This window comes from Sphingomonas sp. EC-HK361 (assembly GCF_902498785.1).
Lineage (GTDB): Bacteria > Pseudomonadota > Alphaproteobacteria > Sphingomonadales > Sphingomonadaceae > Sphingomonas.
In genome coordinates, this window is sequence record NZ_LR701493.1 from 1,031,665 (window position 1) to 1,046,433 (window position 14,769).

The following is a 14,769-nucleotide window of genomic DNA, read 5'->3' on the forward strand; positions in this document are numbered from 1 at the left end:
CGATGGCGCTCGTTCAGGCCCCGATCGGTGTGCGTGAGGCGAATTTGCGCGACGACGCGGCGCGGATCGACGCGTTCGTGCGTGCCCAGCCGGAGGCGACACCGTTCCATCTGCCGGGTTGGTCGATCGCGGTGGAGCGGGGCTGCCGGCAGCGTGCGCGGTATCTGGTGGCCGAACACGCAGACGGCGCGATCGCGGGGGTGCTGCCGCTGACCGAGATGCGCTCGCGGCTATTCGGGCGAGCGCTCGTCTCGACCGCGTTCGGGGTCGATGGCGGAATCCTCGGCGACCCAGCGACAAACGCGCCGCTTGCTGCCGGCGCCTGGGCGCTTGCGGAGCGACTCGGCATCGGGTCGGTCGAACTGCGCGGTGGCGCGGTGCCCGATGGCTGGACCGCAGATGCGGGAAGCTATCTCGGCTTTGCACGTGATCTGGCCGCGGATGAGGACGCGGAACTGCTCGCCATCCCGCGCAAGCAGCGCGCGGAGGTGCGGCGCGCGCTTGGTTTCGACCTGGAAGTCGAGGCCGGAACGCTGGCCGAGCATTATGCAGTCTATGCGGAATCGGTGCGGAACCTCGGCACGCCCGTCTTCCCGCGGGCACTGCTTCGATCCGTTGCCGAAGTCATCGATGCGGATATCCTGACCGTTCGTCATCGGGGTCGCGCGGTTGCCAGCGTCCTGAGCCTGTATTTCAACGGCACGGTCTATCCTTACTGGGGCGGCGGCACCGCGGCGGCGCGGGCGCTCCGCGCCAACGACCGCATGTATTTCGCGCTCATGGCGCATGCGCGGAAAAGGGGGTGCACGCGGTTCGACTTCGGACGATCGAAGGTCGGCACCGGCGCCGCGGCGTTCAAGAAGAATTGGGGGTTCGCCGGGCAACCGCTTGTCTATGCACGCAAGAGCGATGGGCCGGCGCGCGAGATCAACCCGCTCAATCCCAAATATGCGCTGATGGTGCGGACATGGCAGAAGCTGCCCCTGTGGGTCGCGAACCTCGCCGGACCACCGATTTCGCGGGGGTTGGGATGAAGGACATCCTGTTCCTCGCCCACCGCGCACCGTTCCCCCCCGATCGCGGGGACCGGATTCGCAGCTACAACATCTTCCGATATCTGGCGGCACGGGCGCGCGTGCATCTGGTCGCGTTCGTCGACGATGCGCGCGATCTTGCGGTTTGCGATGCCGACCGGGCGATGCTGGCCGATTGCCGGCTATTCGTTCGCACGAAGCCGACCTGGCGGGCGGCCGGGGAAGCGCTTGCGCGCGGCGAGCCGGTTTCGATCGCCGCGTTCCGCGATGCCCGCGTTGCGGCGGCGGTTGCCGATATTCTCGCGCAACGACCGATCGACGCGATTTACGCCTTTTCGGGGCAGATGGCGCAGTATCTGCCTGCGGGAGGGCCGCGCGCGATCATGGATTTCGTCGATCGCGATTCCGCGAAGTTCGCGGCCTATGCGGACCGCGCGCATGGCCCGAAACGCTGGATGATGAAGCGGGAAGCGCGGTTGCTTCAGGCGTATGAGAATGACGTTGCGGCCCGAGTATCGCAGAGCCTCTTCGTCAGCGAGGCGGAGGCGGCGCTGCTGCCCGGCGCGAAGGCGATCGAGAACGGGATCGATTCCGCCCGGTTCGATCCGGCGGGTGCGTTCCCGCGCGTCGATCATCCGGAACCGCTGATCGTCTTCACCGGCCAGATGGATTACCGCCCCAATATCGAGGCGGTCGAGCATTTCACGCGGGATGTGCTCCCCGGCGTGTTGCGCGCGCATCCCGGCGCCCGCTTCGCCATCGTCGGTCGCGCCCCGGCGGCGGCGGTGCGTGCGCTGGCGAGCGACAGGGTGATCGTGACGGGCGAGGTTCCCGATGTGAGGGGCTGGATCGCGGTCGCGCGCGTGGTCGTGGCCCCGCTCGAACTCGCGCGCGGGGTGCAGAACAAGGTGCTCGAGGCGATGGCCATGGCGCGCCCGGTCGTCGCGTCACCCGCCGCAGCGGAAGGGATCGACCACGGCGGCACGATCCGCGTTGCGGGCGATGCCGAGGCGATGGCGGCGCAGATTTGTGCGCTGATCGCCGATCCTGCGACGGGTGACACGCTTGGAGAGGCGGCGCGTGCGCAGGTCATGCGCCGCTATGGCTGGGGTGCGCGGTTGGCACCGCTCGACGCGCTTCTCGGCCTGAACAGTGCAAAGGCGGCGGCGTGACGATCGCGGTGCCGAGCAGGTCCTTCGCCGGAACGTCGGTTCGCTGGAGCAGGCATCTTGTCGCGCTCGCGATCGTCGCGATAGTCCTGCTCGTAACGTTTCGCGGCGATTTCGCCGGGCTGGTCGATATCTGGTGGAACAGCACGACCTTCGGGCACTGCCTGTTCATCGCTCCCGTTATCGGATGGCTGGTGTGGACCCGGCGGCGCGAGCTTGCGCAGCTTCAGCCGGAAGCGTGGTGGCCGGGCCTGGCGCTCGTCGGTGCCGGTGCGGCTGCGTGGCTGGCCGGCGATGCGGCGAGCGTTGCGCTTGCACGGCACCTCGGGCTGGTGATGATGTTGCAGGGGGCGGTCGTGACATTGCTCGGCGCCAATGTGGCGCGCGGACTCATGTTCCCGCTCACCTACGCGCTCTTCCTCGTGCCGTTCGGGGACGGGATGGAGCCGTGGTTGCAGGGCGTGACCGTCGCGATCGTCATGCCGTTGCTGAACGCCGTCGGCGTTCACGCCTATGTCGATGGCGTGCTGATCCACACCGGCAGGCACGTCTTCGAGGTTGCAGAGGCGTGCTCCGGCGCGAAGTTCGTCATCGCGATGCTCGCTTATGGCGCGCTCGTCGCGAATGTCTGCTTCCGGTCGTGGCGGCGGCGCGCGATCTTCATGGGCGTCTCGTTCGTCGTGCCAATCCTCGCCAACGGCGTGCGGGCCTTTGCGACGATCTGGGCGGCGGAACTGACCTCGCTGGAGACGGCGACGGGGTTCGATCATATCGTCTATGGCTGGGTGTTCTTCGGGCTGGTGATGGCCGCCGTGATGGCAATCGGCTGGCGCTGGTTCGATCGTGCGCCCGACGATCCTGCGTTCGATCCGGAAGGGCTGCGAGGTCCGGTCGTTGGGCGCATCCCCGTCTGGCTCGCGGCGATCCTTGTGCTCGGCACCGCCAGCGTTGCGCCGGCGTGGAGCGCAGTCGTCGCGCGGCAGGTGCAGCCGATGAACGGCGCGGTCGCTTTGCCCCAAATTCCCGGCTGGACCCGCGCGCCGCTGAGCACCCGCGCGCCGTGGACGCCTTACTATCCCGGCGCGGATCATTTTCTGATCGGCCGTTATGTCGATGGGCAGGGCAATGCGGTGGACGTCGCGGTCGCCTTCTTCGCCGATCAGCATGAGGGCAAGGAACTGATCGCGTTCGGCACCGGGGTGCTGCGCGAGGAGGATGCGTGGGTGCGGGTCGCCGATCTCCCCCCGATCGCGGGCGGCGCGGCGATGCGGATCACGGCACCGGGGCCGGTGGAGCGCGTCGTCGCGACGTGGTACCGCGTCGGCGATATGGTGACCGATGACGATCTGGCGGTGAAGTTTGCGACGTTGAAGGCGCGGCTGTTGGGCGGCGATCAGCGGGCGGCGGCGGTGCATCTGTCGGCGGAGGCGGAAGCGGGGCATGACCCTCCGAGCGCGATCCGCCGGTTCGCCGCGGCGCTGGGGCCTATCGCGCCTGCGACAGACGCCATGATGCGGGCCGCGCGCTAGATGTGCGGGATCGCGGGGCTGTTCTACCCCGCCACGCCCAAGCCCGTGGATCCGGCGCGCGTCGCCGCGATGACGGACGTGATGGCGCACCGCGGCCCGGACGGATCGGGCGTGTGGACCGCGCCAGGCGTCGGGCTCGGCCATCGGCGCCTGTCGATCATCGACGTCGCGGGATCGCCGCAGCCGATGTCCTCCGCGGAGGGCGACGTCACCGTCGCCTACAATGGCGAAATCTATAATTTTGCCGAACTCCGCGCCGAATTGCAGGCCAAGGGCGCGATCTTCCGCACCTCCGGCGATACCGAGGTCCTGATCCACGGGTGGCGGCATTGGGGCGCGGCGATGCTCGACCGGCTGAACGGGATGTTTGCCTTCGCGCTCCACGATGCGCGGCGGCAATGCCTGGTCTTGGCGCGTGACCGGCTGGGCGTGAAACCGCTCCATTATGTCGAGCTTTCGGACGGCGCGTTCGCGTTTGCATCAGAGCTGAAAGGTCTGCTGGCGCACCCGCTGCTTCGCCGGGTGCCGGATTTGCGCGCGCTCGAGGACTATTTGGCGTTCGGTTATGTCCCCGACGATGCCTGCCTCGTCGCGGGGGTGAAGAAACTGCCCGCGGGGCATTTCCTGCTGATCGAGCGCGGGAAGCCGCTGCCCGCACCGACGAAGTGGTGGGACATTGACTTCTCGAGCCGCGCGCGAGGGTCTGCGAAGGCGCTGGAAGAGGAACTGGTCGAGCGGATGCGTGCCGCGGTTCGCTCGCGCATGGTCGCGGACGTGCCGCTGGGCGCGTTCCTGTCGGGCGGGGTCGACAGTTCCGCCGTCGTCGCGCTGATGGCGGAGGCGACCAAGGCGGCCGTGACGACCTGCACGATCGGCTTTGCCGAGGTCGGACATGACGAACGCGCTTATGCGGCGCAGATCGCCGAGCGCTTCGCCACCGATCACCGCACGCGAAGGGTCGCGAGCGACGATTTCGCGCTCATCGACACGCTCGTTGGCGCCTTTGACGAGCCGTTTGCGGATGCCTCTGCGCTCGCGACCTACCAGGTCTGTGCGCTGGCCCGCGAGCAGGTGACGGTCGCGCTTTCCGGCGACGGGGCGGACGAAGCGTTCGCGGGATATCGCCGCTACCGGTTCCAGGCGGCGGAAGAGCGCGTGCGCGGCCTGCTGCCCGCGGGTATGCGGCACAGTCTTTTCGGCACGCTGGGGCGGCTCTATCCCAAGGCCGACTGGGCGCCGCGGCCGCTGCGTGCGAAGACAACGTTGCTGGCGCTCGCCGAGGATGGGGCAGAAGCCTATGCCCGCTCGGTCGGGGTGACGATGCCGGCGACCCGTAGCGCGCTTTACTCGGACTCTGCGCGCACGGGTTTGCGCGGTTACCGGGCGGAGGATCGCTATGTCGAAATGATGCGGAATGCGCCGGCGCGCGACGCGATCGACCGGGCGCAATATGCCGACATGAAATTGTGGCTGCCCGGTGACATTCTGACGAAGATGGACCGCACCAGCATGGCGGTGAGCCTGGAAGCGCGCGAACCGCTGCTCGACCACCGGCTGATCGAATTCGCGGCCACGCTGCCCGCGTCGATGCGGCTGCGGCGGGGCGAGGGCAAGTGGCTGATGAAGAAGGCGATGGAGCGCTATCTGCCGCGCGATATCCTTTATCGGCCGAAAATGGGGTTCGTGACGCCGGTGAGCACGTGGTTTCGCGCGGCGCTTGCGGACGAGGCGGCAGGGTTGTCGCGGTCTCGGACGCTCGTGGATACTGGCTGGTTCGACATGGCCGCGATCGGGCGGCTCGCGGAGCAGCATCGTAGCGGACGCGCCGAGCATGGGCGGACGCTGTGGCAGCTGGTGATGCTGGAGCGGAGCGTGAAGCGGCTGTTCGCCTAGCGTGACATCCTCACTATGGCTTCACCACCTCCGTTTGCTTCGAGCGTAGTCGAGAAGCGTCTCCGAAAACGCCCTCAAATCCGTTTCTCGACTACGCTCGAAACAAGCGGGAAGGGTGCGTTCTGCCAAGCAAGAGCGGCGCTACAGCTTCGGCAGCGTCACGCCCTGCTGGCCCATATATTTGCCCGCCCGGTCGGCGTAGCTGACCTCGCACGGTTCATTGCCGGCCAGGAAAAGGAACTGGCACGCGCCCTCATTCGCGTAGATCTTGGCCGGCAGCGGGGTCGTGTTCGAAAACTCCAGCGTCACATGGCCTTCCCAGCCGGGTTCCAGCGGAGTGACGTTCACGATGATTCCGCACCGCGCATAGGTCGATTTGCCCAGGCAGATGACGAGGACGTCGCGCGGCACGCGGAAGTATTCGACCGTGCGGGCAAGCGCGAAGCTGTTGGGCGGGATGATGCACACATCGGTCTTGCGATCGACGAAGCTGTTCGCGGCGAAATCCTTTGGATCGACGACCGCGGAGTCGACGTTGGTGAAGATCTTGAACTCGTCCGCCACCCGCGCGTCATAGCCGTAAGAGGACAGGCCGTAACTGATACAGCCGTCGCGGCGTTGGCTCTCGACGAACGGTTCGATCATGCCCTGGTTGAGGGCGGCTTCGCGAATCCAGCGGTCTGACAATACGGGCATGACGTGGATGTTGCCGGGATCGCGCCGAAGGGCAACCTATTGCGCGCGCGGCAACACGATCTGCGCCTCAAGCCCGCCCTCGGCGCGGTTGGCGAGCGTGATGTCGCCGCCCGCTTCCCGCACGATCGCGCGGGCCAGCGCGAGCCCCAGCCCGATCCCGCCCGTCTCGCGATTGCGCGAGGTTTCTAGGCGGATGAACGGGTCGAACACATCCTCCAACCGATCGGCCGGGATACCGGGTCCGGAATCGGTCACGCAGATGACCACACGAGCCGCCTCGGCACGGATCGCGACTTCGGCCGAACCCGCATATTTTATCGCGTTCTCGATGAGGTTGCGGACCGCCCGGCGGACGAGCGTTGGCCGCAGCCGCATCAACACGCGTGGTGTCTCGGTGAAGGCGACATCGGCGTCGAGATCGCGGAAATCCTCGACCACCGCTTCGACCAGCGCGGAGAGATCGACCTGGGTCACCGCTTCGCTGGATCGGCCGAGCCGCGCGAGCGACAGGATGTCGTCGAGCGTGCGGTTCATCTCGTCGATCGTGCCGGCCATGCGTGTGCGATCATCCTCGTCCTCCACCGATTCGATGCGGACGCGCAGCGCGGCGAGCGGCGTGCGCAGATCGTGCCCGATCGCGCCGAGCATCCGGTCCTTCTCGTCGAGCATCGCCACCACGCGCAATTGCAGCGCATTGAATGCGTCGATGAGGACGCGGACGTCGTGCGGACCTTCGGCCTCCACCGGCGCCGTTTCAGCGCGTGGGTCGAACGCTGTCGCGGCCGCCGTAAGCGAGCGGAGCGGGCGCGAGATGCGGCGCGTGATCCAAAGAACCGGCAGAAGGATCATCGCGTAGATCAACAAGGTCTGGAACAGCAGCCGCCCGACGATCGGCACGCCGTTGCGCGGCCACGGCGTCGCGACGACGAGCCAGCCCTTGCCCGGCTGTTCTACCGCGATCAGCAATTCCAGCGCGCCGGGGCGCGGCTCGAACCGGCGGCGAAAGGCGCGCGGCAGATCGGACCGGTCGCCGAGCGCGTGCAGCCCGGTCACGATCCGGCCCGCCTTGAAGCCGGCGTCATCCAACGCATCGCGCAGACCGGCCTCGACTTCCGGACTGCGCGGGAGGTTCGAGGCAATTGGATTGGTCGTCATCCGTCGGACCCGCCCGCGGTCGGCCCTCAGCGCGCGCCCGGTCGAAATTTCGCGCTCGACACCATCGACGATGCGGGTGGCGGCCGGGTTGACCGCACTCGCCAGCCGAAAGGCGGTGCGTTCGCGCAGCAGCAGCCCCAGGTTGATCGCCTGCGCGACGAACAAAGCCATCGCGACAAGTAGCGCCATCTGGCCCGCAAGGCTGCGCGGCCACGGAAATCTCACAGGCGGGTCACCTCCGCCGCCAGCGTGTAGCCGCCGCCCCAGACGGTCTTCACCAGCTCCGGGTTCTTGGCGTCCGCCTCGATCTTGCGGCGCAGGCGGCTGACCTGATTGTCGATCGCGCGGTCGAAGGCGGCTGCCTCACGGCCCTGCGTCAGATCGAGCAGCTGATCGCGGGTCAGCACCTGACGCGGGCGGGTGACGAGCGCGAAGAGGAGGTTGTACTCGCCCGTCGACAGCGGCACCGACACGCCTTCGCGATCGACAAGCGTGCGCTCGCCCGTTTTCAGCACCCAGCCGGCGAAGGCGTAGCTGCCGCTTTCGGGGGCGTGCTGCCGCGTGCCGCCGGCCTGCATGCGGCGCAGCACCACCTTGATCCGCGCGGCGAGCTCGCGCGGCGAGAAGGGCTTCACGACATAGTCATCGGCGCCCATTTCGAGCCCTACGATCCGGTCGGTCTCCTCGCTGCGCGCGGTCAGCAGGATCACCGGCGTTTCGCTCGTCTCGCGGATGTGGCGGCAGAGCGACAGCCCGTCCTCGCCCGGCATCATGATATCGAGGATGACGAGATCGATCGCATAGGCCGACAGCCGCGTCCGCGCCGCCTCCGCATCGCCGACTTGCGTCACCCTGAAACCCTGTTTGGTGAGGTATTGCGCGAGCGGCTCGCGGATCGAGCGCTCGTCATCGACGAGCAGCAGGTGCGGTGTGTCTCCCATGTCGTCGGGGATAGGCATGATCGGTATCTCGCGCAAAGGGGTGCTGGCGCGCAAAAGGGCCGGGCGGGCGAGGAGGACACCCGCCCGGCCGCCCGACGACCGTTACTCGCCGTCGGGGCTACCAGCGGGCGGGGGTGTGTCGCCGCCGCGGCGGCCATAGGGGCCGCCGATGCCGCGCATCTGGCGCAGATCACGCATCGCCTTCATCTCGGCCGCATCGATCTTGCCGTCATGGTTGGTGTCCATGCGATCGAAGCGTTTCCCTGCGGCGTCGAGCGCCTCCTGGCGGGTGATGACGCCATCACGGTTGGCGTCCTGCCCCATGCCGCGATGCTTCATCGCGGGCGGCGGCGTGGCGGGGGCTGTCGGGGTGGTCTGTGCGGCAGCGATACCGGCAAGGCCGGTCGCGGCGAGAGCGGAGAGAATCAGCAGTTTCTTCATCGGGTAAGGCTCCACGGAGCGGCGGAACCGTCCGCCGACATGTGGCCTTATGCCGCCCGCCTGTCGCGCGGATGTGTCGGGTGGACGCGGGATTGTCGCAATTTGTATCGTCAGGCGAATTATAATGTCAGGCGAAGAGCGCGACCGATTGCATCTGCTCGGCAACCATCTCGCCATCGGCATTCCAGACGCCCATGACCTGGCTGGAACTGCCCGCGCGCGCGTAGTCTGCGTTGGAGCGCAGCAGCCACCAGCCGTCGGACGATCGCGGTTCGGGGCCGAGTATATTGAGGATCCAGGTCAGCGAGCTCATCGGCACGTTGCGGCCGAGCAGGCGGAGCGCCGCCGGGGGAAGGCAATCCGCCATCGCGACGAGTTCCACCATCGGGTCAAGCCCGTCGCGTTCCTTAAGGCGGGTCCAGCGCAGCCATTCGGCGGGCTGGAGATCAGCGCCTTCACGGCGATCGACGAACTCGAAGTGCTGGGTGAACGCGACGCCCACGCCGCTGAAGGTCCGGTCGCCAGGTTCGGGCCTGCGGAAATCGGGCAGCGTGGTGACCTGGTGATCGACCTCGCTGTCGATCCCTCGCATGAAGACGAAGGTCGCGCGCAGTCCTAGCCCTGCCTCGCTGACGACATCGGCCTGGATGAATGCGGCATTGCGCCCGCGGCGAAGCTTTTCGGTCTTGACCACGATCGGACCGGCGAGCGGGCCGATGAACGAAACCTGTGCGGAGCGGAGCGCGGGGAGGTCAGGCTCGGACAGCATCGCGGCATGGAGCGCAATGGCTGAGGACAGCCCACCATAGGCCGTGCGTCCCTGTAGCCAGTCGTCGGGGATAGCGCCGTGCCAGCCGTCCTCGCGGCGGTCGAGGCCGTCGAGAATCGCCTTCAACGCGGTCATGCAAACTCCCCCGCGGCGAGCCGGTCGCGCAACTCGCGTTTCAACACCTTCCCGATCGCGCTGCGTGGCAGTTCATCGGCGACATGAAGCGCCGATAGCCGCTGCGTCTTGCCGAGCTTCGCATTGGTGGCGGTGAGGATCGTTGCAGCATCTGACGCCCCCGCGCGCGACACATAGAAGGCGACCGGTGTCTCGCCCCAGGCTTCGCTCGGCACACCGATCACCGTGCAGTCGGCGACGTCGGGATGCTGTGCCAGCACCGCCTCGAGATCGGACGGATAGATATTGTAGCCGCCCGAGATGATGAGGTCCTTCTTGCGGTCCATGAGAATCAGGAAGCCGTCGGCGTCGAAGCGGCCGACATCGCCGTGGCGGATGAAGCGCTCGCCTTCGGGCGAATACCACTCCGCATCGCGCGTCGCGGCTTCGCGGCCGTGATAGGCGGTCATCATCGCTGGGGAGCGGCCGACGATCTCCCCCGTGTCACCGGGCGCGACTTCGTTGCCGTCATCGTCAATGAGCCGGATTTCATGGCCGGGCAGCGGCTGGCCGACGGTGTGGAGCTTGTCCGGATGGGCGCTGGCATTAAGCGCGCACGAAGCGCCGCCCTCGGTCATGCCGTAATATTCAACGAGTAGTCCGGGCCAGCGCGCCAGGACATCGGCTTTCAACTCGGCCTTGAATGGCGCCGAGGTGCAGGTCTTGAAGCGGAAGGCGGAAAGATCGAACGTATCGAAATCGGGAAGCGCCATGATCCGCTGGTATTGGACCGGGACCAGCATCGTGTGGGTCGCGCGATACTGCTGCGCCAGTTCGAGATAATGGCGCGCATCGAACTTGGGCAGCAGCACGACCGTTCCGCCCCAGCCGAGCGTCGGCAGGAAGCTGACGAGCGTGGTGTTCGAATAAAGTGGGGTCGCGATGAGGGTGACGGCCGTGTCGAAGCCCGCCGCGGCGTTGCGCGACAGATGCTGCCAGCGCATCGCGTGGCTCTGGACGATGCCCTTCGGCACGCCGGTCGTGCCCGAGGAATAGATGATGTTGAAGCCGTCGGTCGGGGCGATCTGGACGGGTAGTGGTTTCGCATCGTCGGTCGCCAGCCACTGCTCGAGCGCTTCGAGCATTACGACCCTGGCCGGTATCGTCTGCCCTTCGAGCGCCTCCGCATTCGCCGCATCTAGGAAGACGATCGGCGCCCCGCAATCCGCGATCATCGCGGCGATCTGTTCAGGCGTTGCGGAGGGTTGGATGGGAGCGGAGACGCAGCCGGCGCGGAGAGCGCCAAGATAGATGAGCGCTTGCGCCGTGCTGGGGTACGCGACGATTGCGACTGCCTGCCGAGCCGCGACCCCTTCGCGCTGGAGCGCGGCGGCGATGCGGTCCAGCGCGGTGTCGAGCGCCGCATAGCTTACCTCGCTTGCGCCATCGGTGATCGCCAGCTTGTCGGGACGGTCCGCCGCGTGTGCGCGGATGAGGTCGGATAGCGTCGCGAAGTCGGTCGCGAGGAGTTCGGCAGCGGTCATCGCGGCCACGGCTAGGCGAAGCGGGATGCGAATGCCATACGCGATCTTCGAAAAACGCATTGGAGGGCATATGGACGGTTCGGTTGCGATCGTGACGGGCGGCGGCACCGGAATCGGTGCGGCGGCGGTCAGGCGGCTCGTCGCGCGCGGGGTGCGTTGTGTCATCAACTATGCATCGAGCCGCGAGGATGCCGAGGCGCTGGCCGCCGAGGTCGGCAACGGATCAATCGCTGTTCAGGCCGATATTGCCGAAGACGCCGCCTGCCGCGCACTCGCCAAGGCAGCGACGGATGCGTTCGGACGGATCGATTTCCTGGTGAACAATGCAGGGCGGACAAAATTCGCCAATCACGAGGATCTGGACGCGCTGTCGGGTGAGGATTTCGTCGATATCTACCGGCTCAACACGGTCGCGGCCTTCCAGATGATCCGCGCCTGCGCGCCGGCGATGAAGGCGAGCCCGCACGGCGCGGTCGTCAATGTCGCGTCGGTCGCGGGAGTGTTCGGGATCGGGTCGTCGGTCGCTTATGCCGCGTCGAAGGGCGCGCTGATCACCATGTCGAAAAGCCTGGCGCGCGTGCTGGCGCCTGAAATCAGGGTGAATGCGGTGGCGCCGGGCTATGTCGGGACGGGCTGGTTCGAGAAGCGGCTGGGCGAGGCGGGCTTCGCGGCGCTGAACGACCGGATCGCGGGCGCGACGCCGCTGGCGATGGCGGCTGGGCCGGATGATATCGCGGGGCCGATCGTCATGCTGCTCGATCCGGCATCGAGGGTAATGACGGGAGAAGTGCTGCTGCTCGATGCAGGCGCGCATCTCGATATCGGTCTGTCACGGCGCCCCGGCCGGGAGATTTGAGGCATCGTCGACCGTGCTCACCTTGGGCACGAACGCGACGATGATGAGCGCGGCGAGCGCGATAAGCCCGCCCGCAACGAGGAATGCCGCGCCGTCGAACCCGCGCGCCGCGCCCCAGGCGAGCGATTGCGCGGCGATGAGCGGCCCGAAGATCTGCGCGACGCTGCCCATGCTGCCGATCCCGCCCTGCAGCGCCCCCTGCCGGGTCGCATCGACCATGCGGGTGAGCAGGCCGTTCAGCGCCGGATACCCCATCTGACCGAGCGCACCGATAAGAAAGAAGGCGTAGACCTGCCAGCCGTGCGTCGTGAAGGCGTAGGCAAAGAGGCAGGCCGAGGCACTGACCGCCGCGACGATCGCGGTGCGACGCTCGCCCAGCCTGGCGACGACACGCCCGGTCACGCCCAACTGCACCACGATCGTCACGAAGCCGACCCAGGCTAGGCTCCAGCCGATCGCCTTCGCGTCCCAGCCGAAGCGCAGCGTCGCCCAGAAGCTCCATACCGCAGGGTAGACGATCCCGCCCAACTGCCAGAAGAACCAGGCGAGCAGCAGGGGGCCGGCGGCACCCGCCGCGAACAGCGGGCGGAACGCCCCGACGATATGGGCATCGCGCAAGCGGAAGGGGCGCCGGTTTTCCTCGGCGAGGGTCTCGGGAAGGAGGATCAGCATCGCGACCGCGTTGCCAGCAGCGAGAATGGCGGCCGCGACGAAAGGCGCGCGCGGACCGATCGTCGCGAGCACACCGCCAAGCGCGGGGCCGATGATGAATCCGATGCCGAACGCTGCGCTCATATAGCCGAAGGCGGCTGCGCGTTTTTCCGGCGGAGTCACGTCCGCAATGACGGCACCTGCCGGTCCGAACGTCGCGCCGGCGATGCCGGCAATGATCCGCCCCACGAACAACCATGCGAGCGTCGGGGCCGCGGCGGTCAGCGCGTAATCGATCGCGAATGCGGCCATCGATGCGATCAACACCGGCCGCCGCCCGAACCGGTCCCCCAGATTGCCGAGCACTGGCCCGGCAAAGAACTGCGCGATCGCGAAGACCGCGAGCAGCCATCCAGCGATTCGCGTCGCCGCCGACAGATCGACGTGGCCAAGTTGCGTGATGAGGGTCGGCAGCACCGGCATGATGATTCCGAAGCCGATGACGTCGATGGTGACCGCCGCGAGGACGACCGGCACCGCGTAGCGATGCGCCATCGTCATGCTGGTGTGCCTTGCGGATATAACAACAAAATCGGTGTTCCACGGCAGGTCGGTCGGATCATGCGATCATTCTGCATGATCTGAGCACTTGACGACAGGGAGATTGGCGCGCGCACGCGATCCCCTTTGCGTCCCACGCGCATTTGTGCGATGCCTTGACCATACCCGATATTCAGAATCGATTGAGAGAGGATCCGTCGATGGCGACCGCCGCCGAACTCGAACGCCCCGCCGCGACCGACGCTTTCCGGGAGGAAGCGCGCGCCTGGCTTGCGGCGAATTTCCCGCCGAGTCTGAAGCACGCCGACAATGCGATGTCGGCGGTCGAGGGGCCGACCGAGGAAACGCCGGATCAGCGCAAATGGCGCGAGGCGATGGGCGCAAAGGGCTGGGGCGTGCCGACCTGGCCGAAGGAGTATGGCGGCGGCGGGCTCAGCCGCGCCGAGGCGCGGGTGCTGTCCGACGAGATGGCGCGGATCGGCGCGTGGAACCCGATCGGCGGGATGGGCGTGATGATGTTCGGGCCGACGCTGCTGGAATATGGCAGCGAGGCGCAGAAGCACGAACATATTCCCGCGATCGCAAAGGCTGAGGTGCGCTGGTGTCAGGGTTATTCGGAGCCGAGCGCCGGGTCCGACCTCGCCAACATTCAGACCTTCGCTGAGGACAAGGGCGATCATTATCTGGTGAATGGCCAGAAGACATGGACGTCCGGCGGGCAATGGGCGGACAAATGCTTCGCTCTCGTTCGCACCGACAAGACCCAGAAGCATGGCGGGATCAGCTTCCTGCTGATCGACATGACCGCACAAGGCGTGGAGACGAAGCCGATCAAGCTGATCTCCGGCGCGTCGCCCTTCTGCGAGACGTTCTTCACCAATGTGAAGGTGCCGAAGGAGAACCTCGTCGGGCGCGAGGGGCAGGGCTGGGAAATCGGCACGCGACTACTCCAGCATGAGCGCCAGAATCTGTCGGGCGGCGGCAGCATGGGCCGGATGATGGCGGGCAATCAGGTGAGCGATACCGCGAAGAAATATCGCGGCACCGACGATCAGGGGCGGCTGAACGACAGCGATCTGCGGATGCGGATCGTGCGGCATGAGATGGACGCGCGCGCTTTCGCGCTGACGCTGCGGCGTGCGGCGCTGGAGGCGAAATCGAACCAGGGGCCGTCGGCCGCGACCTCGATCATGAAGAATGTCGGCGCGCGGATCACGCAGGACCGCGCCGAACTGAACGTCGAGATCATGGGGATGCAGGGTCTCGGCTGGGAAGGCGAGGGGTTCAGCGAGGCGGAACTTCAGCAGACCCGCACGTGGCTGTGGGGCAAGGCGGTGTCGATCTATGGCGGATCGACCGAAATCCAGAACAACGTGATCGCAAAGCGCATCCTCGGGATGCTCGATCACCAATAAC

Annotated in this window: 13 protein-coding genes; 6 read left to right on the plus strand and 7 right to left on the minus strand. The window is 67.0% G+C overall.

Features of this window, described 5'->3' with window-relative positions; all coding sequences use genetic code 11:
• The first annotated feature begins 2 nt into the window (after window positions 1–2).
• The 4 genes from BOS5A_RS06360 to BOS5A_RS06375 are packed head-to-tail and all read left to right on the plus strand — an operon-like array spanning window position 3 to window position 5,625.
• The gene (locus BOS5A_RS06360) at window positions 3–1,034 is read left to right on the plus strand and encodes a FemAB family XrtA/PEP-CTERM system-associated protein (protein WP_151954549.1); all 1,032 of its coding nucleotides are present in this window, start codon (window positions 3–5) and stop codon (window positions 1,032–1,034) included.
• On the plus strand, window positions 1,031–2,206 hold the full coding sequence (locus BOS5A_RS06365) for a TIGR03087 family PEP-CTERM/XrtA system glycosyltransferase (RefSeq protein ID WP_151954309.1): 1,176 nt from the start codon (window positions 1,031–1,033) through the stop codon (window positions 2,204–2,206). The genes BOS5A_RS06360 and BOS5A_RS06365 overlap by 4 nt, the downstream gene beginning before the upstream one ends.
• Entirely contained in the window at window positions 2,203–3,732 is a 1,530-nt protein-coding gene (gene xrtA / locus BOS5A_RS06370) for an exosortase A (protein ID WP_325058532.1), read from the plus strand. Before BOS5A_RS06365 ends, xrtA begins: the two co-directional genes overlap by 4 nt.
• Window positions 3,733–5,625, plus strand: a complete 1,893-nt coding sequence (locus BOS5A_RS06375) for an XrtA/PEP-CTERM system amidotransferase (protein WP_151954310.1) — start codon at window positions 3,733–3,735, stop codon at window positions 5,623–5,625.
• A gap of 141 nt (window positions 5,626–5,766) precedes the next feature.
• Here BOS5A_RS06375 and dcd read toward each other — a convergent pair whose 3' ends face one another.
• The 6 genes from dcd to BOS5A_RS06405 all read right to left on the minus strand — a co-directional run bounded on the left by dcd (window position 5,767) and on the right by BOS5A_RS06405 (window position 11,285).
• On the minus strand, window positions 5,767–6,321 hold the full coding sequence (gene dcd / locus BOS5A_RS06380) for a dCTP deaminase (RefSeq protein WP_151954311.1): 555 nt from the start codon (window positions 6,319–6,321) through the stop codon (window positions 5,767–5,769).
• A gap of 36 nt (window positions 6,322–6,357) precedes the next feature.
• Window positions 6,358–7,665 carry a sensor histidine kinase gene (locus tag BOS5A_RS06385; RefSeq protein WP_151954551.1) on the minus strand — a complete coding sequence of 436 codons (1,308 nt, stop codon included), beginning with the start codon at window positions 7,663–7,665 and terminating at the stop codon, window positions 6,358–6,360.
• 32 nt (window positions 7,666–7,697) lie between these two features.
• On the minus strand, window positions 7,698–8,417 hold the full coding sequence (locus tag BOS5A_RS06390; protein WP_151954312.1) for a response regulator: 720 nt from the start codon (window positions 8,415–8,417) through the stop codon (window positions 7,698–7,700).
• A 102-nt stretch (window positions 8,418–8,519) separates the two neighbouring features.
• Complete coding sequence (locus BOS5A_RS06395; protein WP_151954313.1) at window positions 8,520–8,858, minus strand: hypothetical protein; 339 nt, start codon at window positions 8,856–8,858, stop codon at window positions 8,520–8,522.
• A 127-nt stretch (window positions 8,859–8,985) separates the two neighbouring features.
• Window positions 8,986–9,762: a thioesterase family protein gene (locus BOS5A_RS06400; RefSeq protein ID WP_151954314.1), complete on the minus strand. Its 777-nt coding sequence runs from the start codon at window positions 9,760–9,762 to the stop codon at window positions 8,986–8,988.
• Window positions 9,759–11,285 (minus strand): class I adenylate-forming enzyme family protein, encoded by a 1,527-nt coding sequence (locus tag BOS5A_RS06405; RefSeq protein WP_151954552.1) that lies wholly within the window; start codon window positions 11,283–11,285, stop codon window positions 9,759–9,761. The genes BOS5A_RS06400 and BOS5A_RS06405 overlap by 4 nt, the downstream gene beginning before the upstream one ends.
• 70 nt (window positions 11,286–11,355) lie before the next feature.
• Between BOS5A_RS06405 and BOS5A_RS06410 the strand changes: the two genes are divergently transcribed.
• Window positions 11,356–12,141, plus strand: coding sequence for an SDR family NAD(P)-dependent oxidoreductase (locus BOS5A_RS06410; RefSeq protein ID WP_151954315.1), 786 nt, complete (start codon window positions 11,356–11,358; stop codon window positions 12,139–12,141).
• On the opposite strand, the gene BOS5A_RS06415 is transcribed toward BOS5A_RS06410, so the two are convergent.
• Complete coding sequence (locus BOS5A_RS06415) at window positions 12,115–13,353, minus strand: MFS transporter (protein WP_199857236.1); 1,239 nt, start codon at window positions 13,351–13,353, stop codon at window positions 12,115–12,117. The two genes, BOS5A_RS06410 and BOS5A_RS06415, sit on opposite strands and share 27 nt — an antisense overlap.
• Window positions 13,354–13,553: 200 nt before the next feature.
• Between BOS5A_RS06415 and BOS5A_RS06420 the strand changes: the two genes are divergently transcribed.
• Window positions 13,554–14,768 (plus strand): acyl-CoA dehydrogenase family protein, encoded by a 1,215-nt coding sequence (locus BOS5A_RS06420; protein ID WP_151954316.1) that lies wholly within the window; start codon window positions 13,554–13,556, stop codon window positions 14,766–14,768.
• Window position 14,769: the final 1 nt, after the last annotated feature.

What these genes read in the sequence shown, in the direction of transcription:
- BOS5A_RS06360 (WP_151954549.1), top strand. Translation starts at nt 3, where the DNA reads ATGGCGCTCGTTCAGGCCCCGATCGGTGTGCGTGAGGCGAATTTGCGC.
- BOS5A_RS06365 (WP_151954309.1), top strand. Translation starts at nt 1,031, where the DNA reads ATGAAGGACATCCTGTTCCTCGCCCACCGCGCACCGTTCCCCCCCGAT.
- BOS5A_RS06375 (WP_151954310.1), top strand. Translation starts at nt 3,733, where the DNA reads ATGTGCGGGATCGCGGGGCTGTTCTACCCCGCCACGCCCAAGCCCGTG.
- dcd (WP_151954311.1), bottom strand. Translation starts at nt 6,321, where the DNA reads ATGCCCGTATTGTCAGACCGCTGGATTCGCGAAGCCGCCCTCAACCAG.
- BOS5A_RS06385 (WP_151954551.1), bottom strand. Translation starts at nt 7,665, where the DNA reads ATGGCGCTACTTGTCGCGATGGCTTTGTTCGTCGCGCAGGCGATCAAC.
- BOS5A_RS06390 (WP_151954312.1), bottom strand. Translation starts at nt 8,417, where the DNA reads ATGGGAGACACACCGCACCTGCTGCTCGTCGATGACGAGCGCTCGATC.
- BOS5A_RS06395 (WP_151954313.1), bottom strand. Translation starts at nt 8,858, where the DNA reads ATGAAGAAACTGCTGATTCTCTCCGCTCTCGCCGCGACCGGCCTTGCC.
- BOS5A_RS06400 (WP_151954314.1), bottom strand. Translation starts at nt 9,762, where the DNA reads ATGACCGCGTTGAAGGCGATTCTCGACGGCCTCGACCGCCGCGAGGAC.
- BOS5A_RS06405 (WP_151954552.1), bottom strand. Translation starts at nt 11,285, where the DNA reads ATGACCGCTGCCGAACTCCTCGCGACCGACTTCGCGACGCTATCCGAC.
- BOS5A_RS06410 (WP_151954315.1), top strand. Translation starts at nt 11,356, where the DNA reads ATGGACGGTTCGGTTGCGATCGTGACGGGCGGCGGCACCGGAATCGGT.
- BOS5A_RS06415 (WP_199857236.1), bottom strand. Translation starts at nt 13,353, where the DNA reads ATGACGATGGCGCATCGCTACGCGGTGCCGGTCGTCCTCGCGGCGGTC.
- BOS5A_RS06420 (WP_151954316.1), top strand. Translation starts at nt 13,554, where the DNA reads ATGGCGACCGCCGCCGAACTCGAACGCCCCGCCGCGACCGACGCTTTC.